Source organism: Pseudomonas sp. BP6, assembly GCF_017875935.1.
In the GTDB taxonomy this organism is placed as follows: domain Bacteria; phylum Pseudomonadota; class Gammaproteobacteria; order Pseudomonadales; family Pseudomonadaceae; genus Aquipseudomonas; species Aquipseudomonas putida_Y.
Genome location: NZ_JAGINI010000001.1, coordinates 2,591,984 through 2,617,088, shown reverse-complemented (window position 1 = coordinate 2,617,088; position 25,105 = coordinate 2,591,984). Strand labels below are relative to the sequence as shown.

General features: G+C 59.2%; 23 protein-coding genes and 2 pseudogenes. 14 read left to right on the top strand and 11 right to left on the bottom strand.

Translation table 11 applies throughout. From position 1 onward, the window contains the following. Window positions 1-60: 60 nt before the first annotated feature. The 4 genes and pseudogenes from J3A98_RS12000 to J3A98_RS11990 form a co-directional block, all read right to left on the bottom strand. Window positions 61-1,647 carry an ABC-F family ATPase gene (locus tag J3A98_RS12000; RefSeq protein WP_003248141.1) on the bottom strand — a complete coding sequence of 529 codons (1,587 nt, stop codon included), beginning with the start codon at window positions 1,645-1,647 and terminating at the stop codon, window positions 61-63. A gap of 39 nt (window positions 1,648-1,686) precedes the next feature. Further along, window positions 1,687-1,973 (bottom strand): annotated as a pseudogene (locus J3A98_RS26935) (site-specific integrase); the annotation flags it as partial. Window positions 1,974-2,129: 156 nt separating this feature from the next. Beyond that, on the bottom strand, window positions 2,130-2,438 hold the full coding sequence (locus J3A98_RS11995) for a Txe/YoeB family addiction module toxin (protein WP_209966368.1): 309 nt from the start codon (window positions 2,436-2,438) through the stop codon (window positions 2,130-2,132). Then, on the bottom strand, window positions 2,404-2,688 hold the full coding sequence (locus tag J3A98_RS11990) for a type II toxin-antitoxin system prevent-host-death family antitoxin (RefSeq protein ID WP_209966366.1): 285 nt from the start codon (window positions 2,686-2,688) through the stop codon (window positions 2,404-2,406). Before J3A98_RS11990 ends, J3A98_RS11995 begins: the two co-directional genes overlap by 35 nt. A 607-nt stretch (window positions 2,689-3,295) precedes the next feature. Between J3A98_RS11990 and J3A98_RS26930 the strand changes: the two are divergent. From J3A98_RS26930 to J3A98_RS11975, 3 genes and pseudogenes are all read left to right on the top strand, one after another. Further along, a pseudogene (locus J3A98_RS26930) lies at window positions 3,296-3,442 on the top strand (IS256 family transposase); the annotation flags it as partial. 125 nt (window positions 3,443-3,567) lie between these two features. Next, complete coding sequence (locus J3A98_RS11980; protein ID WP_209966362.1) at window positions 3,568-4,110, top strand: AAA family ATPase; 543 nt, start codon at window positions 3,568-3,570, stop codon at window positions 4,108-4,110. Between the two features lie 81 nt (window positions 4,111-4,191). Further along, window positions 4,192-4,704: a GrpB family protein gene (locus J3A98_RS11975; protein ID WP_209966360.1), complete on the top strand. Its 513-nt coding sequence runs from the start codon at window positions 4,192-4,194 to the stop codon at window positions 4,702-4,704. Between the two features lie 46 nt (window positions 4,705-4,750). Here J3A98_RS11975 and J3A98_RS11970 read toward each other — a convergent pair whose 3' ends face one another. From J3A98_RS11970 to J3A98_RS11960, 3 genes are all read right to left on the bottom strand, one after another. Continuing rightward, window positions 4,751-5,236, bottom strand: a complete 486-nt coding sequence (locus tag J3A98_RS11970) for an ATP-binding protein (RefSeq protein WP_209966358.1) — start codon at window positions 5,234-5,236, stop codon at window positions 4,751-4,753. A 121-nt stretch (window positions 5,237-5,357) separates the two neighbouring features. Beyond that, on the bottom strand, window positions 5,358-6,932 hold the full coding sequence (locus tag J3A98_RS11965; protein ID WP_209966357.1) for an EAL domain-containing protein: 1,575 nt from the start codon (window positions 6,930-6,932) through the stop codon (window positions 5,358-5,360). Window positions 6,933-7,056: 124 nt separating this feature from the next. After that, entirely contained in the window at window positions 7,057-7,914 is an 858-nt protein-coding gene (locus tag J3A98_RS11960) for a LysR substrate-binding domain-containing protein (protein ID WP_209966355.1), read from the bottom strand. Window positions 7,915-8,025: 111 nt separating this feature from the next. Between J3A98_RS11960 and phnD the strand changes: the two genes are divergently transcribed. The 8 genes from phnD to J3A98_RS11920 all read left to right on the top strand — a co-directional run bounded on the left by phnD (window position 8,026) and on the right by J3A98_RS11920 (window position 16,827). After that, complete coding sequence (gene phnD, locus J3A98_RS11955; RefSeq protein ID WP_209966353.1) at window positions 8,026-8,895, top strand: phosphonate ABC transporter substrate-binding protein; 870 nt, start codon at window positions 8,026-8,028, stop codon at window positions 8,893-8,895. Next, entirely contained in the window at window positions 8,892-9,686 is a 795-nt protein-coding gene (gene phnC, locus J3A98_RS11950) for a phosphonate ABC transporter ATP-binding protein (RefSeq protein WP_209966351.1), read from the top strand. Before phnD ends, phnC begins: the two co-directional genes overlap by 4 nt. A 2-nt stretch (window positions 9,687-9,688) precedes the next feature. Then, window positions 9,689-10,507 (top strand): phosphonate ABC transporter, permease protein PhnE, encoded by an 819-nt coding sequence (phnE, locus tag J3A98_RS11945; protein WP_209966349.1) that lies wholly within the window; start codon window positions 9,689-9,691, stop codon window positions 10,505-10,507. Window positions 10,508-10,698: 191 nt separating this feature from the next. Then, the gene (psrA, locus tag J3A98_RS11940; protein ID WP_209966347.1) at window positions 10,699-11,787 is read left to right on the top strand and encodes an iron-containing alcohol dehydrogenase PsrA; all 1,089 of its coding nucleotides are present in this window, start codon (window positions 10,699-10,701) and stop codon (window positions 11,785-11,787) included. An 87-nt stretch (window positions 11,788-11,874) separates the two neighbouring features. Beyond that, the gene (locus tag J3A98_RS11935; protein WP_209966345.1) at window positions 11,875-13,170 is read left to right on the top strand and encodes an MFS transporter; all 1,296 of its coding nucleotides are present in this window, start codon (window positions 11,875-11,877) and stop codon (window positions 13,168-13,170) included. 51 nt (window positions 13,171-13,221) lie between these two features. Next, window positions 13,222-14,088 carry a LysR substrate-binding domain-containing protein gene (locus J3A98_RS11930; protein WP_209966343.1) on the top strand — a complete coding sequence of 289 codons (867 nt, stop codon included), beginning with the start codon at window positions 13,222-13,224 and terminating at the stop codon, window positions 14,086-14,088. Window positions 14,089-14,165: 77 nt separating this feature from the next. Next, complete coding sequence (gene phnX, locus J3A98_RS11925; RefSeq protein ID WP_209966342.1) at window positions 14,166-14,993, top strand: phosphonoacetaldehyde hydrolase; 828 nt, start codon at window positions 14,166-14,168, stop codon at window positions 14,991-14,993. 211 nt (window positions 14,994-15,204) lie between these two features. After that, window positions 15,205-16,827, top strand: a complete 1,623-nt coding sequence (locus J3A98_RS11920; protein ID WP_209969841.1) for a sensor domain-containing diguanylate cyclase — start codon at window positions 15,205-15,207, stop codon at window positions 16,825-16,827. Window positions 16,828-17,097: 270 nt separating this feature from the next. Here the strand turns inward: J3A98_RS11920 and J3A98_RS11915 are convergent, their stop codons facing one another. Together J3A98_RS11915 and J3A98_RS11910 are read right to left on the bottom strand one after the other, a co-directional pair. After that, on the bottom strand, window positions 17,098-17,763 hold the full coding sequence (locus tag J3A98_RS11915; protein WP_209966340.1) for an SOS response-associated peptidase family protein: 666 nt from the start codon (window positions 17,761-17,763) through the stop codon (window positions 17,098-17,100). 121 nt (window positions 17,764-17,884) lie between these two features. Next, window positions 17,885-19,255 (bottom strand): HD domain-containing phosphohydrolase, encoded by a 1,371-nt coding sequence (locus J3A98_RS11910; RefSeq protein ID WP_209966338.1) that lies wholly within the window; start codon window positions 19,253-19,255, stop codon window positions 17,885-17,887. A gap of 199 nt (window positions 19,256-19,454) precedes the next feature. On the opposite strand from J3A98_RS11910, the gene J3A98_RS11905 reads away from it, so the two are divergent. From J3A98_RS11905 to J3A98_RS11895, 3 genes are read left to right on the top strand one after another with little or no spacing between them, the layout of a single operon-like run. Beyond that, a complete protein-coding gene (locus J3A98_RS11905; protein ID WP_209966336.1) occupies window positions 19,455-20,453 on the top strand; it encodes a cytochrome c peroxidase in 999 nt (332 codons plus the stop codon). Next, the gene (locus tag J3A98_RS11900) at window positions 20,450-22,264 is read left to right on the top strand and encodes a DAHL domain-containing protein (protein ID WP_209966334.1); all 1,815 of its coding nucleotides are present in this window, start codon (window positions 20,450-20,452) and stop codon (window positions 22,262-22,264) included. Before J3A98_RS11905 ends, J3A98_RS11900 begins: the two co-directional genes overlap by 4 nt. Beyond that, complete coding sequence (locus J3A98_RS11895; RefSeq protein ID WP_209966332.1) at window positions 22,261-23,664, top strand: ATP-binding protein; 1,404 nt, start codon at window positions 22,261-22,263, stop codon at window positions 23,662-23,664. The genes J3A98_RS11900 and J3A98_RS11895 overlap by 4 nt, the downstream gene beginning before the upstream one ends. An 85-nt stretch (window positions 23,665-23,749) precedes the next feature. Here J3A98_RS11895 and J3A98_RS11890 read toward each other — a convergent pair whose 3' ends face one another. Both J3A98_RS11890 and J3A98_RS11885 read right to left on the bottom strand, forming a co-directional pair. Then, the gene (locus J3A98_RS11890; RefSeq protein ID WP_209966330.1) at window positions 23,750-24,226 is read right to left on the bottom strand and encodes a GNAT family N-acetyltransferase; all 477 of its coding nucleotides are present in this window, start codon (window positions 24,224-24,226) and stop codon (window positions 23,750-23,752) included. Window positions 24,227-24,338: 112 nt separating this feature from the next. Continuing rightward, window positions 24,339-25,040 carry a VIT family protein gene (locus J3A98_RS11885; RefSeq protein WP_209966327.1) on the bottom strand — a complete coding sequence of 234 codons (702 nt, stop codon included), beginning with the start codon at window positions 25,038-25,040 and terminating at the stop codon, window positions 24,339-24,341. Window positions 25,041-25,105: the final 65 nt, after the last annotated feature.

The window sequence follows — 25,105 nt, the reverse complement described above, 5'->3', positions numbered from 1 at the left end:
TTCGCGGGCGAGCCCGCGAAGAAGCCTGGCCACACAAGGTGGCCAAACCTTGGCCTTCAATCAGACCAGCACACCCTGGCTACGCAGGTAGTCATCGTAGGTACCGCTGAAGTCCACCACACCATCGGCCGACAGCTCGATGATGCGCGTGGCCAGCGACGACACGAACTCGCGGTCGTGGCTGACGAACAGCAGGGTACCCGGGTAGTTTTCCAGCGCCAGGTTCAGCGCTTCGATCGATTCCATGTCCAGGTGGTTGGTCGGCTCGTCCATCACCAGCACGTTCGGCTTCTGCAGGATCAGCTTGCCGAACAGCATGCGACCTTGCTCACCACCGGAAATCACCTTCACCGACTTGAGGATCTCGTCGTTGGAGAACAGCATGCGCCCCAGGGTGCCGCGGATCACTTGCTCGCCAGAGGTCCACTGGCCCATCCAGTCGAACAGGCTCATGTCGTCTTCGAAGTCGTGGGCGTGGTCCTGGGCGTAGTAGCCCACTTCGGCGCTGTCGGTCCACTTTACCGAGCCGGCATCCGGGGTCATCTCGCCGACCAGGGTGCGCAGCAGGGTGGTCTTGCCGATACCGTTGGGGCCGATGATCGCAACGCGCTCGCCCGCTTCGACGGTGATGTCGAAGTTCTTGAACAGCACCTTGTCGTCGAAGGCTTTGGCCATTTTCTCGACGACCACGGCCTGGCGGTGCAGTTTTTTCGTCTGTTCGAAGCGAATGAACGGGCTGACGCGGCTGGACGGCTTGACCTCGGCCAGCTGGATCTTGTCGATCTGCTTGGCACGTGAAGTGGCCTGCTTGGCTTTGGAGGCGTTGGCCGAGAAGCGGCTGACAAAGGTCTGCAGCTCGGCGATCTGGGCTTTCTTCTTGGCGTTGTCCGACAGCAGTTGCTCACGCGACTGGGTGGCTGCGGTCATGTACTCGTCATAGTTGCCCGGGAACAGGCGCAGCTCACCGTAATCCAGGTCAGCCATGTGGGTGCAGACGCTGTTGAGGAAGTGCCGGTCGTGGGAAATGATGATCATGGTGCTGTTACGCGCCGTGAGGATCGTTTCCAGCCAGCGGATGGTGTTGATGTCCAGGTGGTTGGTCGGTTCGTCGAGCAGCAGCACGTCCGGGTCCGAGAACAGCGCCTGGGCCAGCAGGACACGCAGCTTCCAGCCCGGTGCCACTTCGCTCATCGGGCCGAAGTGCTGGTCCAGCGGAATACCCAGGCCCAGCAGCAGTTCACCGGCACGGGACTCGGCGGTGTAGCCGTCCATTTCGGCGAATTCGGTTTCCAGCTCGGCGACGGCCATGCCGTCTTCTTCGGTCATTTCCGGCAGCGAGTAGATACGGTCACGCTCGGCTTTGACTTTCCACAGCTGCCCGTGGCCCATGATCACCGTGTCGATCACGGTGAATTCCTCGTAGGCGAACTGGTCCTGGCGCAGCTTGCCCAGGCGGGTATTCGGCTCGAGCATGACCTGGCCCGCGGACGGCTCCAGATCGCCGCCGAGGATTTTCATGAAGGTCGACTTGCCGCAACCATTGGCGCCGATCAGGCCGTAGCGGTTGCCATTGTTGAATTTGACGGAAACGTTTTCGAACAGCGGCTTGGAGCCGAACTGCATGGTGATGTTAGCGGTGGAGATCAAGGAGCTTACCTATCAATAACTTACGTGGCTTCTTCGCAGCTACGGACCAATTTGGAGCTTATCCAGCTCCTGCCAGTCGTTAGACGAGTTAATCCAGCGCGCATAAGTCGATAAGAGCATCTGCACGCCATGCCCGAGCTGTTGGGCGATAAATGCGGGGTTGAGACCAGACATTGAGCATATTGTCGCATAGGTGTGGCGGCAGTTATACGGGGGCGGCACCTGATGCCCAAACCTTTCAGGATTGGCCGCCACTGGTGGTGCAGGTCCGACGTCTGCTTGACGTGCTCCCCATTCTTACCGGGCAGCAAGACGAACGGCGATTCCCGTGCAGCGTGGTAGTGCGCCTCTGCGTGAGCCTGCGGATAGCCTATCCCTAAGAACTGGACACCCAGCGCCAAACGACCGCGCGCGTGATTTCGTTCACCGACCGCCCTTGTAACAGGGGCGGAGGCAGCTCGCGCACAGCACAGTACAGTGCTTTAGTCGTCGTAGTGGTAGCGGCATTGCAGAACGGTGAGCATACCGGCCTCGAAGAAGTAGACCAGACGGTGCTCACGGGTGATGCGGCGGGACCACAAGCCAGATAAATCGCCTTTCAGCGGCTCAGGCTTGCCAATACCCGTGAAGGGGGTGCGCAGACACACGTCAATCAGGCGGTTGACGTTGCCAAGTATGGTGAGATCAGCACTCTGCCAGTGACAGTAATCCTCCCAGCCCTCTTTGGTGAACTTCACGCTTACCTTGTCGCGGGCTTCATCCTTGTTCCGCTGCTTCTGGTTCTTGCTCATTGAGGTCCAGTTCCTTCGTCAAGGCCTGGCCGTCCCGGAGCTGAGCGATGGATGAGCGCAGGCGCGAAGCGTTTTTTGACGATCCCAGCAGGTGAATGGTCTCGTTCATCCCGTTGTAGTCCTCCAGGGATATCATCACTACGGGTTCGCCACGCTGTCGCGTGATTACGGCGGGCTCATGGTCCCGGCAAACATCATCCATTGTCTGCTTCAGTTCGGCGCGAGCCTGGCTAAACGTCAGTACGTGCATTTGTCCATCCTCCGGGCTCTGCCCGGGTAAGGGTTGCTCTTTGGACCGCCACAGGCGACGCCCAAAGTTCTAAGAAAGTGAAGCCAGTCGGCCCGCACAGCGGCTCCGTAGTGACTCACAGTGTTCTCTCATCTGGGTCAGAATCAGAATCGTCATTCCAGTAGCCACAGGCCACAGGTGTCCAGATGGATCCAGCCGTCGCTGGCAACCGCAGCCATTGTACCTAACGTTGTACAAGGCAGTAAACCGGTAGAAGCAACAGGAGCTTTTAAGATGATCTGCAATGGGTGCGGAAAGGAACACGCCAGCGATGACATTGAGCTTGTTTTCCGCCGAACGATTCTTTGTCCGGGCAACGCTACCTCTTCCCGTATTGCAGCGTGATGAGCCCTATAGCGTGGGGGTATGGGTCGAACTCATGCAACCAGATTTTGAACGTATCTACGAGCAGTGGGATGACCCCCCATCAGTCCTCTGAACCACCGTTTTCCGTGTCCCTTGCCAACGCCATACCGACTTTTGGTGACACCAACGGCCTTCATGCTCAATTGCGGCTGACAGGGCCGACTACCAGGCCCCAGGCAGTCTCTCTGCGGCGATCCGCGTGCAGAACTACGCGTGGCGCATGCAAAGACGCTACATGCAATTGGAGGCTTTCGAGGCGGTCAGGGATAATACTCAAGCCAAGCTGTCGGCCGTAATCCCCCAAACGGCGAACTCAGTGGCCAGCGCCATGATGAGTTACATCACTTGAGGAGTGATCCACTGCCGACTTGTGGCGGACGCCCAGAGCATGAGTGCGCTTGCAGTTGACTGCGTCGCCCATTGCCGTAGAATCGCGCGCCCAAAATTCAGCAGGCATGGCGAGAGGGAGCTTGAATGCAGCGGGTGATGATCATTGGTCAGCCAGGGGCTGGGAAAAGTACCCTGGCGCGCAAGCTCGGTGAACGTACAGGCTTGCCGGTCGTGCACATCGACACGATTCATTGGCAGCCAGGGTGGGTCGAGCGGAGCCGGGACGAGAAGACGCGTCTTTGTCATGAGGTCGAGGCCCGTGAGCGCTGGATCTTCGAAGGCGGGCATTCGACCACATGGAACAACCGGCTGGCCCGCGCTGACATGTTGATATGGATTGATCGCTCGGCTCCGCTTCGATTCTGGCGCGTGCTCCTCAGAACGGTGTTGAACCGCGGTCGATCCCGGCCTGACTTGCCGGACAACTGTCCGGAGTTGCTGGCCAACCTGCCGGAGTTTTTCAGGTTCATGTGGCGGACGAAAACCTCGTCTCGGGAGGCGATAAAGCGATTCGTGGCGACGGCCCCGTCGGGCTGTCGCGTGGTCTGCCTACGAACCAATCGGGATACCGATGTTTTTCTCGCGAGTATGGGCATGCAGCCTGATCAGGTTGTGCAAGGTCATTAGATGCCAGATCGCGCTTGAGTGGCGGCAGGCGCCTGCCGTGTAGGCGCATCAGGACATTTTCACTTGCCCAAGGAGGCCCCCATGGCGCTGACCAGCAAGATCACGGCTTACGATTCCGCATGGCCGCAACGGTATGAGGCGGTCAAAGTGCTGCTCGCCTCGGTATTCGGCGATGAGCTTCTCGCCATTCACCATGTAGGCAGCACGGCTGTACCGCAACTTGCCGCCAAGCCTGAGATCGATGTGCTGGTCGAGGTTTCAGAGCATCGCAATGAGGCAGCGCGAGACGAGGTGTTGCTGACGCTGGGCTATGTACGCGGCAGTGACCTGTCGGAAGGGCACCACTTTTACCGCCGCAATGTTGGCGGGCTGCGGACCCACAAGATTCACATTTGCAGCCGTGGTCACCACTCAGTCATCCAGATGCTGACGTTCAGAGATCTGCTCAGGAACGACGCCTCCCTTCGGAAGCGATATCAAGACCTCAAGATTGAACTGGAAGCCACCAATATCGGCGGTATGGCTGAGTATCTGGAGAAAAAGGGGCCGTTCATTGTTGCGGCGTTGCTTGAGGTCGCTAATAGACGAAGGTGATGGTGCGCTCTGGGTCGGTAGCGGCCCAAATCCGCACTAGAGATCGTCAATGTCGGTGAATTTTAATCTGAAGCCCTTCATCCTTATGCGGCGCTCGAAAGTAGCTAGTGATCAGATCGAACTCCGCGTCAGTCGCCGCAAACTCATGCTCACCACGGTGGTTGCGAAGATGCAACCTGTCTCGACAGGTGTCATCGTCCACCTCGATGTAGTGGACGCAATGTGAAACCTCGGCTGCGTCAGCCAGGTTGCGCAGCCATAGTCGATCTTGAGGAGTATTTGCAGGAAAATCCAAAACGACAGTCACTCCAGCCCGAAGGATATCGATGACGAGCGGGCCCAGCACCTGCCGAATCTGGTGCGCAAGACGCACATAGTCGTTTACTGACTTGATCTGTTCAGGGTATAGCCGTGAGAGCCAATGATCCTCACTCAGCAGAACCGTCGATCCTTCAACTGCCAAGCTTTTGGCTAGCGTTGACTTACCGGATGCAATTTTTCCTGAGATGAGATGCAGCGCTGGTTTGGGCATAGAGACGTCTCCTTGTCGAACCCCGATGATGCTCATTGAAAAGCACCGAAGCAATCACCGAGCATTCAAACGTTCGCTATGGGTCGATAACGGTCACTCACACCGGCCGAATTTTCTTCGATTAGGTAGGGAGTTGTGTATCAGTGCTCAGCATTGCACCCTGCTGACGATAGAACTGGACAAAATGATGACAGTCCATCGCTTTGGCGAATAACCAGCCCTGTGCGTAGCGGACCTGGTTTTCGCTTAGGAAAGCCAGCTGCGCGTTGGTTTCCACGCCTTCAGCCACCAGCGCCAAGCGCAATGCCAGACCTATCTCAATAACATGAGAAACCAGGCTGTCCCTACCGTCTGGCTTGCCGATGTTATCGATGAATGAGCGGTCGATCTTCAACACATCGAGTGAAAGCTGCTGCAAATACTGCAAGCTGGAGTAGCCGGTGCCGAAATCATCCAGCGCCACGATGAAGCCAGCCTGGCGTGCCTGCTCGATGGTCTTGCGGGCCGCCTCGGCGTTGATGAAACTGCGTTCCGTGACTTCCAGCCAGATCTGCTGCGGCTGGACATCGGCTTTCGCAATCTCGCGCTGCAGAATCGGCAAGAAACGACCCGAGCAAACATCTGCCGCGGCAAGATTTATGGCGATATGCAGTGATCGGTCGGCCACCAGCATTTCTCCTAGGTCATGCAGGCTGGTTGCGATCACCTGATCTGTAATGGGCATGATCAGCCCGCTTTCCTCCGCAAGCGGAATGAAATGGTCCGGACGCACCATCTCGCCATTGGGTTTACGCCATCTGACGAGCGCTTCGGCACCGACGCAGCGCTTGCTCTCGATCTCGATGAGGGGCTGGTAATGCACCTGGAACTCCTGCCTGCGTACTGCCCGTTCCAGCGCCGCAAGCGGAGATAGCTTGCGGCGCCATGAGCGCAATACTGCACTGAGCAGCCATGCCGCAATGATGATGGTCACCGGTAGCAGATAGAGTTGGTGCTGCCACAGACTGCTCAATAGTTGCTGGCGAGGGATAGCAGCGACGACGGTGAAATTTCGCTGTGGGACAAGCGTATAGAGAAAGCCGTCTTTCAACCCATGGGTGGGGCCAGCATGCACTAGTGCCAGAAAATGAGCTGTATTGGGTGTGGTCGGGCCCAATGCTCGGCCTTGCCGAGTGCCTACCGCCACCCTGATACCTTCGTCCAACGCCACTTCGCGGAACTGCTCAGGATCAATCAGCACGTTGAAAGCTGCGTACTGCAAGGCCAGCATCGGCTTTATCCGCTCACTGTCGGACTGCACACCGATCGAAACCTTTACCCCGTCGTCGGTCACAAAGTCTTCCGGCCAAGTATCGCGCCGGGGCTCCGTTGGGCCCCAGGAGGTACAGGCGAAGACGTCTTCCTCGTAGCCCACTGATTCGACCGAGAAGGTATTCATAGCCACGATGCGCATTTGATCAATGCCTTCGGGCGAGCAGGGAGGAAGGTTGGTGAGCGCGATGCTCTTGAGCGCCTGCGAGGCCTGTTCAAAGGTGCTCCCGGCGCGATCAGACGCAATCCGGGCAAGGGTTGTGAGACGGGCCTTTGTGGATTGAATGGTCAACATCCAACCTAGGGCAGCGGTGAATACCACAGGAACCGCGACCGCCAGGAAGCTAAGAACAAGCCCCCGCCGCATGATGGTAGACCGCTTCATGTCACCTGCCTTGGAAAACCGATTGGGTTCGATGCCCGGAACGTCTGGCACTCGCCTTGGGCATTAAGACGTCATGCTAATGGCGCTGTGGTACTGAAGTCGATGGAGCGCCAACTTTCCACTTTCACCGCAGCGCAATCGACAGGAAGGAGTCGATGACTCGACTGCTGCGACGCTCGGCCAAGTAATACAAATAGGTTTCAGTGAATACTGCGTCGCCAGCGATGCGAATGACTTTCAGGCTCGGGTCGGCAATATATTCCGCTTCCGACACTGCGCCGATGCCGAGCTTACGAATGACCGCTTCGCGTAGTGCTTCGCGGCTGCCGATTTCCATGGCAATTCGTGGGCTGACATCAGCCTCGGTCAGAGCCCGTTCCAGTGCCAATCGAGTGGTCGATCCCTGCTCGCGACGTAGAAGAGGCTGCCCCTGCAGGGCTTGCAGCGGCACCTCGTCATGCCGGGCAAATGGGTGGTCGACATGGGCGAAGAGGATGACCGAATGACGCGCGTAGCGCTGGGCAACGAATGCAGGATCGTCCTGCAGCCCCGCCAGTACACCAATGTCGCTCACGTAGTTTTCCAGATCGGCCAGTACTGAGGCTGAGTTGCCGACACGAATAGAGACATCGATCTGCGGATACTGGGCCTGGTAACGGTCAACCATTTCGATCACATGGAACGGGCCGACCGCGCCGATGCGCAGTTGCCCGCGGTTGAGCTTGCCAGCATCGCGCAGCAGGTTGGCAGCCTCGGCTTCGAGCAGCGCCAGTTGGCCGGCGATGGGCAGCAATGCACGGCCCACTGTGGTCAGTTCGATACGCCGTCCGCGCCGGTGGAACAGCTCGACGTTGAATTCGCGTTCCAGGGCCTGAACCTGATTGGTAGCTGTCGGCTGGCTCAGGCCGATGGCTCTCGCTCCAGCGCTGAAGCTGGCATGGCGGGCAACGGCAAGAAACGTACGCAGTCGGGCAGATGACATCTATAGATCCTTTGAATGGAAAGCGCTCAAAAACCATATTGAACTGATGCGTTGACTGTCACATGACAGCCCTAACTTTGGCCTCACCAAAAACAACCCTGCGGTGACGCCATGATCTCGTTTGCCAGCCTGTGCCGTTCTGCCCGCTTTATCCTGCTGCCTCTGTTGTTTACTTCAGCCGTACAGGCCCAGGAGATCCTCACCGTCGGCCTGATACCTTCCGAAGACTCTCAAGCGATGATCAAAAGCAGCCAGTTGGTGCTTGACCAGCTTGAGCAGCGCTTGGGCATGCCGGTTAAACCCTTCGTTGCCACAGACTACAACGGCGTGATCGAAGCCCTGCGTGCAGGCAAATTGGATGTTGCCTACCTGGGGCCGTTCTCTTATGTGCTAGCTAAGCAGATGGCCGATGCCGAGGCGTTTGCCGTGGCCGTGACCCGTAAAACCGGCAGCAGCGCCTATCACAGCCTGATCATCGCCCGTAACGACAGTGGCATCCGCAGCCTGCAAGACCTGCAGGGCAAGACATTCGCTTTCGTCGACCCTAGCTCGGCTTCGGGGCATCTATTTCCCAAGGCGGGCCTGGAGCAGGCTGGCCATGACCCTAAAACGCTTTTCTCAAGGGTGATCTTCTCTGGATCCCACGATGCGAGCATCCTCGCGGTGGAAAACCGCAAAGTGGACGCCGCAGCGGTGGCCGATCGCATTCTCGCGAGCGCGGTGCACAACGGACAGGTCAAGCAGCAGGACTTCCACGTGGTGTGGACCTCGCCGGACATTCCCGAATCGCCGATGGTCTGGCGCAAAGGCCTCGATCCTGAGTTGCAGGCCAAGTTGCGCAATGCATTCGCCGCGATCAAGGATGTCCCATGGGGCGACCAGGGCATGCTCGACGGGTTTCAGCCAACCAGCGACGCGGCCTATGACGTGGTTCGCGATACCGCCAAGGTGCTCGACCTCGACTTGCGGAGGCTGAAATGATCCGCATCCAGCAATTGGTCAAGGGCTATGCCGAAAATCCGGTATTGCGCGGTATCGACCTGCAGGTCGCGGCAGGCGAGTTCGTGGTGATCCTCGGTCAATCCGGTGCCGGTAAGTCCACCTTGTTGCGCTGCATCAACCGCCTGGCTCACGCTGACAGTGGCGTGCTGGAAGTCGGCGGGGTGGACGCCATGCAACCATCACAGCAGCGCGAACTGCGCCGGCGCGTAGCGATGATCTTCCAGCACCACAACGTGGTGCCGCGCCTTTCAGTGTTGAAGAACGTGCTTACCGGGCGCCTGGCCCACTGCAGCACCCTGGCCTCGCTGCTGCAGCTGTTTCGTCGAGAGGACATAGACCTGGCCCGTGATTGCCTGGGCCGCGTCGGGCTGAGCGACAAGGCCGGTGCGCGCGCAGATTCGCTATCAGGCGGGCAACTGCAGCGGGTCGGTATCGCCCGGGCGCTGGCCCAGCGTCCGGAGGTGATCCTGGCTGACGAACCGGTGGCCAGCCTAGATCCAAACACGGCACACCTGGTCATGCGTTATCTGCGCGAGGCAACCCGCACACTTGGCATCACGGTGGTGTGCAATTTGCACCAAGTTGACCTGGCACGTGCATTCGGCGACCGCATCGTCGGCCTGGCCAGAGGCCGTATGGTATTCGACGGCCCGGCTCAGACCCTGGATGACGCCGCACTGCAGCGCATCTACCACAGTGGCGCGCCTCGCCAGGCAGATGATTATGCAGTTGTTGAACATCCTGTCATCGCGTCGGACACGAGGGGCTGAGCATGAATCCACGAACTCATCAATGGCTGGTGCGCACGCCGACGACGTCACGTGGGTGGCTGGGCGGCGCTGTATTGCTGGTAGTGGTCCTTTGCGTGCTGCATTGGAGCGCCGAGGGTGCGCAATTGAGCTGGGGCGAGCTGGCCAGCGGCCTGCCGCAGATCGGCGATTTTCTCGGCCGCTCGCTGCCGCCGGACTTGAGTATCCTCCCAAACCTCTGGCGTCCAGCACTGGAAACCCTGCAGATCGCGCTCTGGGGCACCCTGCTGGGGATTATAGGTGCCATCCCGCTGGGCTTGCTTGCCGCGCGCAACCTTCACGACAAGCGTTGGCTGTATCAGGGCACCCGGCAACTGCTCAACGTGATTCGTAGCATTAACGAACTGATCCTGGCGCTTGTATTCGTTTCCGCAGTAGGCCTAGGCCCGTTCCCTGGCGTGCTGGCCCTAGCCCTGCACGGCGTGGGCATGCTCGGTAAGTTCTTCGCGGAAAGTATCGAGGAAATCGACCAGGGCCCGATCGAGGCTTTGCAGGCAACGGGCGCTCGACCGCTGCAGGTGATTGTCTTCGGTGTATTACCGCAAGTTATAACTGCCTGGATTGCGGTGGTGCTGTACCGCTTCGAGGTCAACCTACGCTCGGCGACGGTGCTGGGCATGGTCGGCGCGGGCGGCCTCGGCTTTGAGCTGGTAAGCAGCCTGAAGCTGTTCAAGTACCAGGAAACCGCCACCTGTATTCTGCTGATTACTTTGATGGTGGTGCTCGCCGATCTGCTTTCCAGCCGCCTGCGCCAAGCCATCCAGGGCTCGGCCCGTCACTGATCCTTCCTGTTCCCGGCTTCGCTCACTGCGCCTTTCGTCTGCGCAGAGGGTGAGGCTTGCCCGGAGTAAACCAAATGCCAAGTGCTCCTGTTATCGGTCTGGCCGATGCCTACCTGCGATCAAACGATTGGAACGAAAGCTGTCAGCCGTTGAGCATGGCCGCACCCTCTAACAACAATAAGGAACTGCCCATGCCTGCCTGTTTCCATAATCCTGTCTCGACCGTCTTCGGCGCTGGCAGCTTGGCGCGCATCGCCGAGCTGTGCCCAGGCAAAGTCGTCTTGGTGACGTTTCCGGAAGCCGCCCAGCTGGGGCTGGTGGAGCGTGTACGCGGCCTGCTTGGTGAGCGCCTGGTGTGCGTCATAGACAATGTGCAACCAAACCCAGATGTGGCGTGGCTGCGCGATGTACACGAGCGGTTCTGGGCCGAACACGGTGACTGTGACAGCGTTTTCGCCCTCGGTGGTGGCAGTGCCATCGACACCGCCAAAGCGCTTATCGTCGGTACAGAATCCGGCAGTTTCAATGAACTTCTGGAGCTTCTGGCCAGTGGCAAACCATTCACTCCGGCGCGGCACAAGCCGCTGATTGCCGCGCCGACCACGGCAGGTACCGGCAGCGAGGTCACGCCCTGGGCCACGCTCTGGGACACCGCCCGGCAGAAGAAGTACTCCCTGCACCTGGCGTGCACTTGGCCGCAGGTGGCGCTGATCGACCCCGAGCTGATGCTCAGCGTGCCAGGTGGGGGCACGGTATCCACCGGGCTGGATGCGTTGTCACACGCCTTGGAAGCAATCTGGAATCACAACGCCAATCCCATCTCGGACACGTTTGCAGTCTCGGCCATCGAGGACATCCTCGACTGCCTCCCCCAGTTACAACAAGACCTGGGCAACCCCGAGCTGCGCGCTCGCATGGCCTTGGCTGCTCTCAAGGCCGGCATGGCGTTCTCTAACACCAAGACGGCACTGGCCCATTCCATCTCCTACGAAATGACCCTGCGCCATGGGCTGCCCCACGGCATCGCCTGCTCGTTCACCTTGCCGATGGTCCTTGGCTTGGCCTGGGGCCGTGACAGCGACCGGGACCGGACCTTGCAGAAAGTCTTTGGCCCTGATCTTGATGCCGCCCAGCAGCGCCTCCGGAGCTTCTTGCATCGCCTGGGCGTTCGTACTGAGTTTGAAGACTACGGCGTGACAGCCGCTGAAGCCGAAGCCATGATCGATGAAGCCATGCAGGGCGCGCGCGGACGCAATTTCATCGGCTCGCAGGCCGCCTGACGCACCACGCTTTTCCTCCAGCACCGAACAAGAGTGCCGATTCGTCGCGCCTCGTGGCCGACGGCAGCGAACAAAAAGGAAACCGTCATGAACCGTGCTGAATCCCTGTCTGGCTCAATCCCGACTGCAATGCCGTTTCGCCTGGCCCAGTGGCGCATGCTATTGGCTGCCATGTTCTGCTACTTGTTCTTCTACACCGGCCGCCAAACCTTCGGCTTTGCCATCCCTGGGATCCAGGCCGAGTATGGTTTCAGCAAGGAAACGCTGGGCTGGGCCTCTAGCGCCATGTTGTGGATGTACGCTATCGGGCAGGCCATCAACGGCAACTTAGCCGACAAATTCGGCGGCCGACGCATCATGAGCCTAGGTGCGGTGTTGTCCTGCGGTGCCAACTGGGTCACTAGCTTCGCTGGGGGAATGGTGAGCCTGGTGTTGCCGTGGGGCATCAACGGCTATTTCCAGTCCTTGGGTTGGGCACCGGGCAGCCGTCTGCTGTCGAACTGGTGGGGCGCTGCCGAACGCGGCAAGGTCTACGGCTTCTATGTGTTCGCCGCCGGTTGTGCTTCGGTGCTGTCGTACGTTACATCGGTAGTGGTGATCGACGTACTTCACCTGGAGTGGCGATGGATCTTCCGCCTACCGGTGCTGCTGATGTTGGCCGGTGGCATTGTCTTCTACCTGGTAGCTCGGGAACGGCCGCAAGACATGGGCTTCCCAGCATTGGAAGATACTGGCGTTGCCAGTGCCCAGGACCGGGACCGCGAAGCGACACAGGGCGAAGACGAAACCTCGCGGCAACGCTACTTTGCCGTGCTAAAGAACCCACGCCTGTTGGTGGCCGCTCTGTCCCTTGGATTCCAGAACGCCGCCCGCTACGGCCTGATTGTCTGGGTGCCGGTGCACTTCCTCGGTGCCAATTGGCAGAAGGGTGACAGCTTCATCGATCCTAAGTGGATCACCATCGCCCTGCCGGTGGGTATGGCGGTTGGGGCACTGAGCAATGGCTGGGTCTCTGACAAGCTATTCGGTAGCAAGCGCTACCTGGCGATCATGTTGTACATGGTCCTGGGCGCAGCCACTAGCCTGTGGATGTGGAGCCTGCCGGCGCACAGCGCAGTAGGCCTGCTTGCGTTGTTCTTGTGCGGATTCTTCGTCTATGGCCCGGCGTCGAGTTTCTGGGCGCTGTGTCCCGATCTTGTGGGCTCGCGCCGCGCCGGGACTGCCACTGGCATCATGAATTTCTCATCGTATCTGTTCGCCGGACTGGCCGAGCCGCTGATCGGACGTATGCTCGATACTACCGGCAACACGTCGCTGATCTTCATAGTGGTCACCACGGCATGTACTTGCAGCGCTTTGGTCGCGCTGTTCATCCGCCGTTGAGGACCGCTGCCATGATGACAGCTTGCTGCTGTACCCAGATCGAGAGATGCCATGTACCAGTACCACAAATGGTTGCGGTCCTTTCATGCCGTTGCCAGCACCGGCAGCTTTACTCAAGCGGCACAGTTGCTGAGCATCGGCCAACCGACCATCAGCGAGCAGGTGAGCGGGCTGGAGAAGCGTTTTTCGGTAGAGTTGTTCCATCGCCGCGGGCGCTTCATCGAGCTGAGCAAGGCCGGTCGCCAACTGTACGACATCACCCAGGGTCTGTTCGGCCAGGAGGACGAGGCCTTGCAACTGCTACAGAGCTTTCAGCAGCGCAAGCAAGGCATGCTTCGCATCGGTGCTGTGTCACCACCGATCGCCATGAGCCTGACCTACGAGCTGATGCAGCATTACCCGCAGATCGAGCTGGAAACCTCGTTCAGCAGCGAAGCTGGGACATTGGAGCGGCTGTACAGCTTCGACATCGATCTGGCGATACTTGCCTTGTCGGAATTCGACCATCGACTCAGCACGCGGCTCTATCGCGCCTGTCCGATTCTGGCGGTGGTGCGCGACGACCACCCCTGGGCTCAACAGGCCAGTGTGAGTGTCAAGGAAATTGCCAATCAGCCGGTGGTGCTGCGAGAACCGGCTTCGCGTACCCGGCAACTGGTGGAGGAAGGCTGCCGCCAGTACGGCGTGTCGCTGGAGTGCGCCATGCAATTGAACAGCCGCGAAGCCATTGTCCATGCCGTGGTGCACGGCATTGGCGTGGGGTTCGTCTCGGCAGTGGAGCATGCAGACCGCCCCGGAACGCGTTCGATCGCCTTCGCCGAGGATCCGTTCCATATCAGCTACTTCCTGTGCTGCCTGGCTATCCGTCGTAAGCGGCCCATCATCGCCGAACTGTTCGATTCGTTGACCAGCAACTGATTCAAGCGCTCATCGCCAGCTCGCGATTGCGCCGAGCGGGCCTCGCTCACCTGTTTTTTACTCAATGGAGCAATCTCATGAACTATCAGCAACCCAAACAACTGCAGGCAGTAATTCTCGATTGGGCCGGCACCATCGTGGATTTTGGGTCGTTCGCACCCACCCAGATCTTCGTCGAAGCCTTTGCCGAGTTCGGCGTGCAAGTTAGCCTGGAAGAAGCCCGCAGGCCAATGGGCATGGGTAAGTGGGACCATATCCGCACGCTGTGCGACCTGCCGGAGATCGCCGAGCGTTATCGACTGGCGTTCGGCCGCACGCCCACTGACAACGACGTGACCGCCATCTACGAACGCTTCATGCCGTTGCAGATCGAGAAAATTGCCGAGCACTCGGCGTTGATCCCAGGGGCTCTCGAGGTTATCGAGCAATTACGCCGCAAGCACCTCAAAATCGGCTCATGTTCCGGTTATCCGGCAGTGGTAATGGAAAAAGTGGTAGCGCTGGCCAAGTCTAAGGGCTACGTCGCAGATCATGTCGTCGCTACCGATGAAGTGCCTAACGGGCGCCCGTATCCTGCGCAATCCTTGGCCAACGTCATTGCCCTGGGGATTAGTGACGTAGCCGCATGTGTCAAGGTCGATGACACCTGGCCCGGTATCCTCGAGGGCCGCAGTGCTGGCATGTGGACGGTTGCATTGACTTGCTCAGGCAATGCGCTTGGCCTGACCTACGAACAGTACAAAGCACTGCCGGAGGAAGAGCTGGAGCAGGCGCGTAAACGCATTGGCCAAATGTTCGAAGGTGCACGACCGCACTACCTGATCGACACCATCGCCGAGTTGCCAGGAGTGATCGCCGATATCGAGGTGCGACTTGAACGAGGTGAGATGCCCCAGAGCGTCTGACGTTTTACTTTCTTGACAGCCGGTTTTCGGCACGGACGCCGAAGGCCCTTCTCTGGCACGGTATCAGCTAGCTGTGCATGATGGCGGATCGCTCCAGATTGGCTATGGTTAGCGCAGGCCAGCGAGGCTTCTGTTTGGCAATCAAGGGAGAGGGCATGAGCCTGGCAATTGCAGTATCAGGGTGGTGGCTGAAATCCAAGGGTTGCCAGCCATGATGGACCCGGCTGGCGAACAGCAATCACAGACCGAAGAGCAGGTTGTCAGCCCTCGCTTGAAGGTGCTCGACTTGCGTCTGCTGATTCTGGGCTTGGTTCTGCTGGCTGTACTGGCCACCTTGGCCAATGCCTTGGCCACCGCCTATCGGGTGCAGCGGGAAGCTCTGATTGAGCATGCCTTGCAATCGAACAGTGCCTACGCCGCCAAGCTTGCGTCAAGCATCGATGAGTTCATCCGCGCGGCACATAGCCATCTGCAATTCAGTGCCGAGCAACTGGGCCGCCACTGGGGCAACAGTGAAGTTTTCCATGCCGAGGTCCGACGCCTTCAGCAGCAGGATGCTGATTTCAACTCCATCGCCATCGTCGATACCACCTTAAAAGTGTTGGATGCATACCCGGACGCCCTACAGATCAACGGCTCCACCTTGCACTCCGAAGCGGTCAACCAGGCACTGGCAGCGCGCCAACCCTACGTCAGTTCGGCGTATGTATCGGCTGCGGGCAACTTGGTGGTATTCGTATCCGTACCGATATTCGATGCCAGCCATCGTTACGTCGGCATTATTGGCGGCTCCATTTATCTGAAGCAGGAAGGTGCGCTGCATACCCTGATCAGTCAGCACTTTTATCATGAAGGCACTTTCGCATTCGTCGCCGACCGCGATCGACAGCTGCTTTATCACCCGGAGAAGACGCGCATTGGCGAAAAACTCGGATGGAGCAAGACTGTCGACGCCGCATTGCTGGGCCAAAGCGGCGCCATGGCAGTACGCAACTACAAGGGCATCCCGATGTTGGCGGGTTATGCGCAAGTGTCAGGCTCCGGGTGGGCAGTCGTTGCCCAGCAGCCGCAAGAGGCCAGCTTGGCGCCACTGAGCACGTTGATGCGGAACATGATTCTAGGCATGGTGCCGGCTGCGATCATAGGCATCATATTGATCGGCGGTGGAGCGATGATGATCTCTCGCCCGTTACGTGAGCTTTCGAGGATTGCAGGGCAACTCGCTGCGCCGCGAACCACTGATAATCTGCAACGGCTCAACGCTTGGTATCGCGAGGCAGCAGCCATTCGCCAGGCGATGCTCACGGGCGTACAGTTGCTGCAGGCGAAGATGGGCCGACTGAACCGCCAGGCACTTACCGACCCGCTAACCGGATTAGCCAACCGCAGGGCAATGGATGAAGAATTGCGGGGGCTACAGCACGCTGGGCGGGCCTACTCGGTGTTGTCGGTAGACATCGATTACTTCAAGCGGGTAAATGACACCTTTGGTCATGACAACGGCGATTTAGCGATCAAGCAGGTGGCGCAGACGCTGATGGAGCAGTCCCGAACTGCAGACCTGGCCTGCAGGGCCGGGGGCGAGGAATTTCTGCTGATATTGCCCGACACAGGCCAAGATGCCGCAACCGTGATTGCGGAGAGGGTTCGTCAGGCTGTCGCGAACAGCGAGATTCCTGTCGTGGGCCATATTACTGTTTCGATCGGCGTAGCAAGTTGTGCTGGTGAGGCCATCGAATGCGAGGCAGTTCTGAAACAGGCGGATGAATGCCTTTACCGGGCAAAAGAAATGGGGCGAAACCGGGTGGAGTCCTTCATGGGTGTAACTGCCTGAAAAGTTCAGATGTCCGCATGCGCGAATATTCATCTCTTGGGCGGACGTCAGCTATGGGTCGAAAGCTGCCAGTCGCAAGTTACCGATTTCGACCCAGAGCGGCCGCTCGCCAGGGGCCCATTCGACCAAGAGCTGCCACTCAACTCGCCGTCAGTCCGTATTCACTAGCCCGAGCATTATCAAATTTTCAGCAGAGTTAATGGGGGATCTCAAGGCGGTTCCATGTGCTGCTTGATTGTTCACACAGCCTGGGAAGGGTCTACTACCGCGTCACTGAAGCGGCTTCACCAGCTCGGCGCCTTGGTTGCGTACATTGCCAATGGCTGTGCTCACTCGATACCACTCGAAGGCCTCGGCTGGCTCGCCCAGGTTGAGCGCCATCTGCTCGGCCTGTTCGCCCGGCGTCGCGGTTTTCATCCACTCACGCGCAAGGTCCGGGGCCAAAACCACTGGCCTGCGGTCGTGCACATCAACCATTCCGCCTTGGGCATCGGCCGTAATGATGACAAACCCATCATGCTCGCCGCCAGCGAACTGGCCGATGCTGGCGCAAAGGGAAGGGCGCCCGTCCCGGCGTCGGATGTAGTACGGCTGTTTCTTCGGTCCGCCTTCATCGACCCATTCATACCAGCCGTCGATCGGCGTTATGCCTCGGTGCGGCCAGATCGCCCGGAAGAAGGGGCCGTGTGCCACCTTTTCGACCCTGGCGTTGATCGGCGCAGCACGGTCGGTCGCCCAATGTGGCCGCCAGCCCCATCTCACCAGGTCCGCCCGCGGGCCTGCTTCATCCATTCGCAGCACTGCCACCAGCGTGGTCGGCGCGACGTTGTACCGGCCAAGTGGCTGGTCGCCGACGTTGTTCCGCCAGGCCTCTGGCAGGCTCAGGGTTTCGACAAAATCGTGTATGCCTCGGTACTGACTCAACCTTCCACACATGCGCGGCCCTCCTGCCTGAGCAAGCATAGTGCTTGGGTGTATCGCCGGTGTGGAGGAGGGCGACGGCATGCTGTACGCGCAGTCCTGGTGGTGAAGGGTTGAATGACCGCCCCACCTCCATTCAGCACGGCGCCAAGTCTGATTTTCCAGATGTTATAGGGTCGTTCGCGGGAACCCGAACAAAAATGCAGTACTTGCCACCCTCCATCGATTCAAAGGCCACCAGTTTTTCCACCAGCGCGGCGCTCAAAACCTTTCCAGCGTTAAGCAGCAACATGCCGTTGTCGGCGTTGAGGTTGCGCGCAAGCACCATTCCCGGCGCCAGGTCACGCGTGGTACACACCTGGACTTCAGGGTCCACCAAGGTGAGATCGCTGTGGAACGACGCGCAAACCTGGACGAAATCCTCCAGTAGTGCCGGGTCATACAATCGGCCGACGTACTTGCGCAGGTAGAGCAAGGCCTCGTCACTGTTCATCTGCCGTTCAAGAATCAAACCCCGTTGCAGCTCAACGAAGTCCACGGCCAGCTTGAGCAAGCGGGCGCCGAGCGGGATGGCTTCACCCTTGAGCCGGTCGGGGAAACCGCTGCCGTCCCAGTGCTCCTGGTGATGCAGGATCAGGCGCGCGGCATCTTTCATGGGCTCAAGGGTCATCAGCAGCGCTTCACTTTGGCGTGGATAGTCGCGATAGCGGTCGCGGTCGCTGTGCATCAGCTGGTCCGAAGGGGCAACGATCATGCTATCCGGCCAACTCAATTTGCCTATGTTGTACAGCGCCGCAGCCATGGCCAGATCGCGGCTTATCGCCTCGTCCAAGGCGTGGGCCCTACAGTAGCAACGCACCAGTTCGATGATCTGCCGATTGGTCTGCTTGGCTGGAGGCAGCCGCAGATTAGCCAACATCGAGAACACCTCAGTCCCGGTAACATAGCTGTGTTTAAGCTCTTCGTAGGCCAGATCGAGCATGTCAGCGGTCTGCTGCAGCTCCGCGGTACGGGCTGCAACGCGTTTCTCCAGGTCGTTATTGAGGCGCCTCAACTGGGCGTTCTGCCGACGCGCCAGCAGCTCCAGGCGTTGGCGCTCGCGTTCGGAATGCTGGTGCTCCAGGGCCTGGCGCAAGGTCATTAGCAATTCGTCGTCGTTCCAGGGCTTGCTGATGTAACGGTGGATCTGACCGTCATTGACGGCCTTGATGATTGCGCTCGGGTCGGCATAGCCGGTCAGCAAGATCCTGACGGTCGATGGGTGATGCTGATTGATCTGCGCCAACAAGGTGGCGCCGTCCATACCAGGCATGCGCGCATCGCTCATCACCAGGTCTACCGGGCCCTCGGCGATTTGCGCCAGTGCCTGTTCGCCGCTGGTCGCCAGCTTCACGTCATAGGGTTGGCCACGCAACAGCCGACGCAGACTGCTAAGGATCGACTCCTCATCGTCTACTAGCAACACGGTCGGCCGATAGGGTGAATTCGGGGGCTGTTGCACGTCCATGGCAGGCCTCACGTGGTCGATCGATGGAGGCACTCGAGCTCAACGAGCGCTTAGGTCAAAGGCTAGTTCACTTTTCCGCGACAGGTGTCGGGGCATGGTGTGGCGGGTGGCAGGCAAATTGTCTGGAAGGCATCTAACCTGACGGCAGGGCACCACCCATCTGTATATCCATCAGCCCAGGGAAAAAGGATTCTCCCGGATGTTCGCGCATACAACCTGTCGTTATCGTTCCGTTCTTCACCTGCAGCGCTTGCGACGTTGTCTGAGCCTGTGGGTGCTACTGGTCCTGAGTGCGGGCAGCGGGGCCGAGCCGCTGGACGAGCCGCTCAAGCCGCTGCCTCCGATACCCACGCTGGCACCCGAGCGTGTGGAACTGGGGCGCCAGTTGTTCAACGATCCACGGTTGTCGCTCAACAACACACTGTCCTGTGCCAGCTGTCACCGTCTGGACAAGTACGGGGCCGATGACCGGGCGTTTTCCATCGGTGCTGATGGCCAGCCGCTTGCGCTCAATACGCCAACGGTACTCAATGCCAGCCTTAATTTCCGACAGTTCTGGAATGGCCGGGTCGAGTCGCTCGAGGAGCAGGGGGATGCGGTGATCACCAGCGCTCACGAAATGGGTGGAGACTGGCGGGTGATCAAGCAGCGCATCGCCGCAGACGTGCGTTACCGTCAGGCGTTCAAGGATGCCTACCCGGACGCGGTGACAAAGGACAACATCCTCAGCGCGTTGGCCGATTACGAAAGGACGCTTCTTACCCCAGGCGCACGCTTCGATCGTTACCTGCAGGGCGATACCGAGGCGCTCACCCTGGAGGAAAAATACGGCTACCAGCGCTTCAAGGACTATGGCTGCATCGCCTGCCACCAAGGGGTCAATATTGGGGGCAACATGTTTCAGAAGTTTGGCGTGTTCGGCGACTACATCGCTGACCGCGGCAACCCCACCGAGGCGGACCAGGGCCGCTTCAACGTGACCGGAGAGGAGGCCGACCGGGGTGTGTTCAAAGTGCCGAGCCTGCGCAATGTGGCGATGACCGCGCCCTATTTTCACGATGGCTCGGCGCCTACGCTGGAGCGTGCGATCGACGTGATGTTCCAGTACCAGCTAGGACGAATCCCAAGCGATGAGGACCGCAGGCTCATCATGCTGTTCCTCAAAACCCTCACTGCTGAAAAGGCGGGTCAGCCATGAGGGTGATTTCTCGGCGCACAAGCCTGATTCTATTCAGTGGGTTGGTCCTTGTACTGGCGTCGATGCTGCTGTACTTGTACCTGAATTCCGGGTCAGAGCAGACCCAGACCTACAACGAATCCCGAGATCTCATCCGTCAGCTCAAGCAACAGGATGCTGTATGGGAAAACGAGGTGCTCAAGGCTCGGGTAGCCGTCTCCCATAACTACGATCCACTTGTGATCCCCCTTAAGGAGATGAAGCGGCTGTGGGCACGATTCGACAGCCGAGAAGCCGAGCAAGGGCGCGATGACTCAGACCAGTGGCGCGATGCCCATGACGGTTTTCTTTCTGCGTTCGGGGAAAAGGCTCGGCTCGTGGAGCAATTCAAGTCGCACAATGCCTTGTTACGAAATTCGTTGGCATTTCTACCCACAGCCGAGGACGGTATTCAGGCCCAGCTCAATACCATGCTGGCACCGAATCGGCAGGAGGTACAGGTATTCGTCACTGACACCTATGACCTCCTGCTAAGCGCCCTGGAGTTCGCACAGGTTACCTCTGTGGAAAGGGCTGCGGAGATAGAGGTGGGGTTAGGCAATTTGGCTGTTAACGCGGAGAACCTGCCCAAGGAATTCCAGACGCCCCTCAATCTGTTGAGCAATCACGTGGTGCTGATCCTGCGCGAGCAACCTGTCGTCAACCGCCTGCTCGAGCAGATCGAGGCGATTCCGGTTGCCGAACGCCTGGATACGATCACCAGCCTCCTGGACAGGGATCAACAACAGTTCGAAAAGATCAACCGTAAATACCATCTCTACACGCTATGGCTATCGGGCCTGCTGATGTTTTCGGTCATCTGCCTGGCTGCGCTGCTGGTGCGCAGCTTCGCCGAGGTGAGACGGGTCAACAACGCATTGCAGAGCGCCAATGACGTCCTGGAGCAGCGAGTCGAGGAACGCACCCTGGAACTCAGGAACGCTCAGAGCGAGCTGTTCAACGCCGCGCGCCAGGCTGGTATGGCGGAGATCGCCACCAATGTGTTGCACAACGTGGGCAATGTGCTCAACAGCGTGAACACATCCTCTGATCTCATCGCTCGAAGGTTGCGCAGCAGCAAAACCCAGGGCTTGGGCAAAGCCATGCAACTGTTCCGCGAGCATGCCACAGACATCGGTCGGTTTCTCGACGAGGATCCCAGAGGCCGGTTGCTTCCCGGCTACCTCAACCAGTTGACCGAGGCGATCGCCGATGAGCAGAAGGAGATGGTGATCGAGCTGGAACGAATGAACAAGAGCATCGACCACATCAAGGAAGTGGTGGCCACCCAGCAATCCTATGCCGGCGCTAAAAATGTGCCTGAGCCGCTGTCGGTGAACGACCTGGTCGAGGACGCGCTGCGCATGAACGCAGGCGCGTTGACCCGGCATCAGGTGAGGGTAGTGCGCGACTTCGCAGATCTGCCTCTGGTGATGGGCGACCGGCATCGGCTGTTGCTGATTCTGATCAACCTGATCAGCAACGCCAAATACGCCATGTCCGGCCCCGGCAGCGACCCGCGGACGATGATCCTCAGGACGCGCATCGTTGAGGGAGGCTTCCTGGAAATGAGCGTGCTGGACGAAGGCGAAGGCATTGCCCCTGAAAACCTGCAGAAGATCTTTGCCCATGGCTTCACCACGCGCAAGGACGGGCATGGCTTCGGCTTGCACAGTTGCGCCCTGGCCGCCCTCGAGATGAATGGTCACCTGACCGCACACAGCGACGGCCCTGGCTTGGGTGCTGTCTTTACCCTGAGGATCCCGCTGATCGCGGTGACGGAGCCTGCATGAGTGACATGACCAATCGCCGGATCCTGCTGATCGATGACATGCCGACAATCCACGAGGATTTTCGCAAGATCCTTGCCCCGGCCAAAGCGCAGAACTCTGAGCTGGACGAGATGGAAGGGTTGTTGTTCGGCGAGCAGGTCAAGAACGAACGACCGGTATTCGAACTCGATTCAGCCTATGGCGGTGAGGAAGGACTCGGCCTGCTGAAGCGTGCGCTGCAGGCCAGCAAGCCCTACGCGTTAGCCTTCGTCGACATGCGAATGCCAGGTGGATGGGATGGCGCTCAGACCATTGAGCACCTGTGGGAAGAGGACCCGCTGTTGCAGGTAGTCGTCTGCACTGCCTACTCGGACTATTCCTGGGATGAGTTGCTCGACCGGCTGCAGGCCCACGATCGCCTGCTGATCCTGAAAAAACCGTTCGACAATATCGAGGTCCAGCAAATGGCCAGCACCTTGCTGACCAAATGGGAAATGACCCAACGAGCCTCGCTGAAAATGCACCAGCTCGAACAGCGGGTAGAGCGCCGTACCCAGCAACTGACCCAAGCCAGCGAGGCGCTGCAGCAGGAGATCGAGGAGCGCAAGCAGCTGGAAAGCCAACTGGTGCAATCGGAGAAGCTCGCCTCGTTGGGGCAGATGGCCGCCGGCGTGGCGCACGAGATCAACAATCCGATCGGTTTCGTGTCCTCCAACCTGGGTACTTTGGGAGGGTATTTCCAGCAACTGGTGGCGATGCTCGACGCCTATCGCCAGGCCGAACGGATGCTCGGCGGAAGCGAAATCACGGGGTCTTTGCAAAGGCTTCGTGAGCAGACTGAACTGGAATTCCTCCTGGAAGACATCCCGATCCTCATCAAGGAGTCCAAGGACGGAATCGGTCGAGTGGCGCATATCGTCAAGGACCTCAAAGACTTCTCGCGCGTTGACAGCGCTCAGCAGTGGCAATTAGCCGATTTGCAGCAGGGCATTGACTCCACTCTGAACATCGTCGCGAGCGAACTGAAACATAAAGCTGACGTCGTAAAACGGTACCAGCCGTTACCCCCGGTCGAATGCCTGCCGTCGCAGATCAACCAAGTGATAATGAACCTTGTGCTCAATGCCGCCCAAGCCATGGGCCCTGAGCGGGGGACCATCACATTGGGCACTGTTCATCAAGGCACCTGGGTGTGCATCGAAGTTGCGGACACAGGCGCAGGGATAGCACCGGAGAACATCAGGAAAATCTTCGACCCTTTCTTCACCACCAAGCCCGTCGGCCAAGGAACCGGGCTAGGCCTGTCCCTTTCCTACGGCATTGTGAAGAAACACGGTGGCGAGATAACCGTATCAAGCCAGGTCGGAGTCGGCACAACGTTTCGTGTACAACTGCCGGTAAAGCAGAGCGCAACGCTGTGATAGCGCCCGTGTCATGCTGCTGACGGGTGGGTATACCGCAATCCAAAAAGGGCAGGGTGCGTGCCCCGGCGATCCAGCCAACACGTCAATGTTTTGCAGTGGCGAGTAGCCGATAGCGCGAGAAGGGCGTGCCGTCGATATCCACCTCTCCGTCAAGGCGAAACCCCAGGCGAAGAATACCTTTGATTCGTGTTCTGGTTGGTGGAAGCAACAGGGTGATCGACTCAAGCCCCATCTCCTGGAACGCGCGCCGTACGATCTCATCGAAAATCACCTTGCCAAGCCCCCAGTAGTCTGGATGAAGCACCAAGGCAAGATCAGCGTCACCGTCTTCCTGCTGCAGGCCACCCCAGCCGGCGAATTCTCCTTCAACGAAAAAAGCCCAGGGACCATAGCCATTCAGTGCCCATTGGGCCTCTTTTTGGGCGACCCACACCTTGCACTTGCTTTCGTCAAAGTCGGGACGACCCAAGGGCATTTGGCGTAAGACATCGGGATTGTTGTTGAGCGCGATGATGTCAGCGATGGAGGCGTCGCTGAGAGGTCGGAAATGCAGTTGCATGATGTGCCTTTCAAACCGCTTTAAACCTGATGTATAGCGCCCTGGCCGAACTGCACCAGGGCGGATCGATTCGTAGGCCGCCGACTGCACGGCCTGAGGTCCGCTTCTTACGCTAGACCACCGCGCCAAACAAGCGACCCACCAGAGCCGTGGCGCCCATGGCCAGCGCCCCCCAGACGGTCACCCGACAGGCGCCCGTCATGATGCTGGCCCCGCCAGTCTTGGCGGCAATAGCCCCCAATGACCCGAGAAATACCAATGACATGCCCGATATCCAAGGCACCACGCTGTGCTCCGGCGCGACGAACGTCACCGCCAGTGGCAAGGCGGCGCCCACCACGAAACTGGCGGCGGACGCCAGGGCGGCTTGCAAGGGTTTGGCGGCGAGGGTGGCGCTGATGCCCAGTTCGTCCCGCGCGTGGGCGCCCAGTGCGTCATGGGCCATCAGTTGATCGGCCACTTGATGCGCCAGTTCGGGTGCTACCCCGCGATGTATGTAGATGTTGGTGAGTTCGATGTGCTCAGCTTTCGGGTCGCTGGCCAGTTCTGCCCGTTCGCGGGACAAGTCCGCCCGTTCGGTATCGGCCTGGGAATGTACCGAAATGTACTCGCCGGCGGCCATGGACATGGCCCCGGCCATCAGCCCCGCCATTCCGGTGACCAGCAACGTGGCATGGCTGGCGTCGGCGGCCGCGACGCCTATCAGCAGGCTGGCGGTAGAGACAATGCCGTCGTTGGCACCCAGGACAGCGGCGCGCAGCCAGCCGATACGATCGCTTCTGTGTGCCTCGGTGTGTCTGTGCATGAATTTCACTGTTTAACGGGCTCCCTGTCATCAGGCGGTTCAAATTGCACGGGTGCCGAGCGCGCCTGCAGCCG

Bases quoted from the DNA above. Each gene is read 5' to 3' on its own strand.
- J3A98_RS11975 (WP_209966360.1), top strand. From the start codon at position 4,192: ATGGCGCTGACCAGCAAGATCACGGCTTACGATTCCGCATGGCCGCAA.
- J3A98_RS11970 (WP_209966358.1), bottom strand. From the start codon at position 5,236: ATGCCCAAACCAGCGCTGCATCTCATCTCAGGAAAAATTGCATCCGGT.
- J3A98_RS11905 (WP_209966336.1), top strand. From the start codon at position 19,455: ATGTTCGCGCATACAACCTGTCGTTATCGTTCCGTTCTTCACCTGCAG.
- J3A98_RS11910 (WP_209966338.1), bottom strand. From the start codon at position 19,255: ATGGACGTGCAACAGCCCCCGAATTCACCCTATCGGCCGACCGTGTTG.
- J3A98_RS11930 (WP_209966343.1), top strand. From the start codon at position 13,222: ATGTACCAGTACCACAAATGGTTGCGGTCCTTTCATGCCGTTGCCAGC.
- J3A98_RS11980 (WP_209966362.1), top strand. From the start codon at position 3,568: ATGCAGCGGGTGATGATCATTGGTCAGCCAGGGGCTGGGAAAAGTACC.
- phnC (WP_209966351.1), top strand. From the start codon at position 8,892: ATGATCCGCATCCAGCAATTGGTCAAGGGCTATGCCGAAAATCCGGTA.
- J3A98_RS11920 (WP_209969841.1), top strand. From the start codon at position 15,205: ATGATGGACCCGGCTGGCGAACAGCAATCACAGACCGAAGAGCAGGTT.
- J3A98_RS11895 (WP_209966332.1), top strand. From the start codon at position 22,261: ATGAGTGACATGACCAATCGCCGGATCCTGCTGATCGATGACATGCCG.
- phnD (WP_209966353.1), top strand. From the start codon at position 8,026: ATGATCTCGTTTGCCAGCCTGTGCCGTTCTGCCCGCTTTATCCTGCTG.
- J3A98_RS11990 (WP_209966366.1), bottom strand. From the start codon at position 2,688: ATGCACGTACTGACGTTTAGCCAGGCTCGCGCCGAACTGAAGCAGACA.
- psrA (WP_209966347.1), top strand. From the start codon at position 10,699: ATGCCTGCCTGTTTCCATAATCCTGTCTCGACCGTCTTCGGCGCTGGC.
- phnE (WP_209966349.1), top strand. From the start codon at position 9,689: ATGAATCCACGAACTCATCAATGGCTGGTGCGCACGCCGACGACGTCA.
- J3A98_RS11900 (WP_209966334.1), top strand. From the start codon at position 20,450: ATGAGGGTGATTTCTCGGCGCACAAGCCTGATTCTATTCAGTGGGTTG.
- J3A98_RS11935 (WP_209966345.1), top strand. From the start codon at position 11,875: ATGAACCGTGCTGAATCCCTGTCTGGCTCAATCCCGACTGCAATGCCG.
- J3A98_RS11915 (WP_209966340.1), bottom strand. From the start codon at position 17,763: ATGTGTGGAAGGTTGAGTCAGTACCGAGGCATACACGATTTTGTCGAA.
- phnX (WP_209966342.1), top strand. From the start codon at position 14,166: ATGAACTATCAGCAACCCAAACAACTGCAGGCAGTAATTCTCGATTGG.
- J3A98_RS11995 (WP_209966368.1), bottom strand. From the start codon at position 2,438: ATGAGCAAGAACCAGAAGCAGCGGAACAAGGATGAAGCCCGCGACAAG.
- J3A98_RS11890 (WP_209966330.1), bottom strand. From the start codon at position 24,226: ATGCAACTGCATTTCCGACCTCTCAGCGACGCCTCCATCGCTGACATC.
- J3A98_RS11960 (WP_209966355.1), bottom strand. From the start codon at position 7,914: ATGTCATCTGCCCGACTGCGTACGTTTCTTGCCGTTGCCCGCCATGCC.
- J3A98_RS11965 (WP_209966357.1), bottom strand. From the start codon at position 6,932: ATGAAGCGGTCTACCATCATGCGGCGGGGGCTTGTTCTTAGCTTCCTG.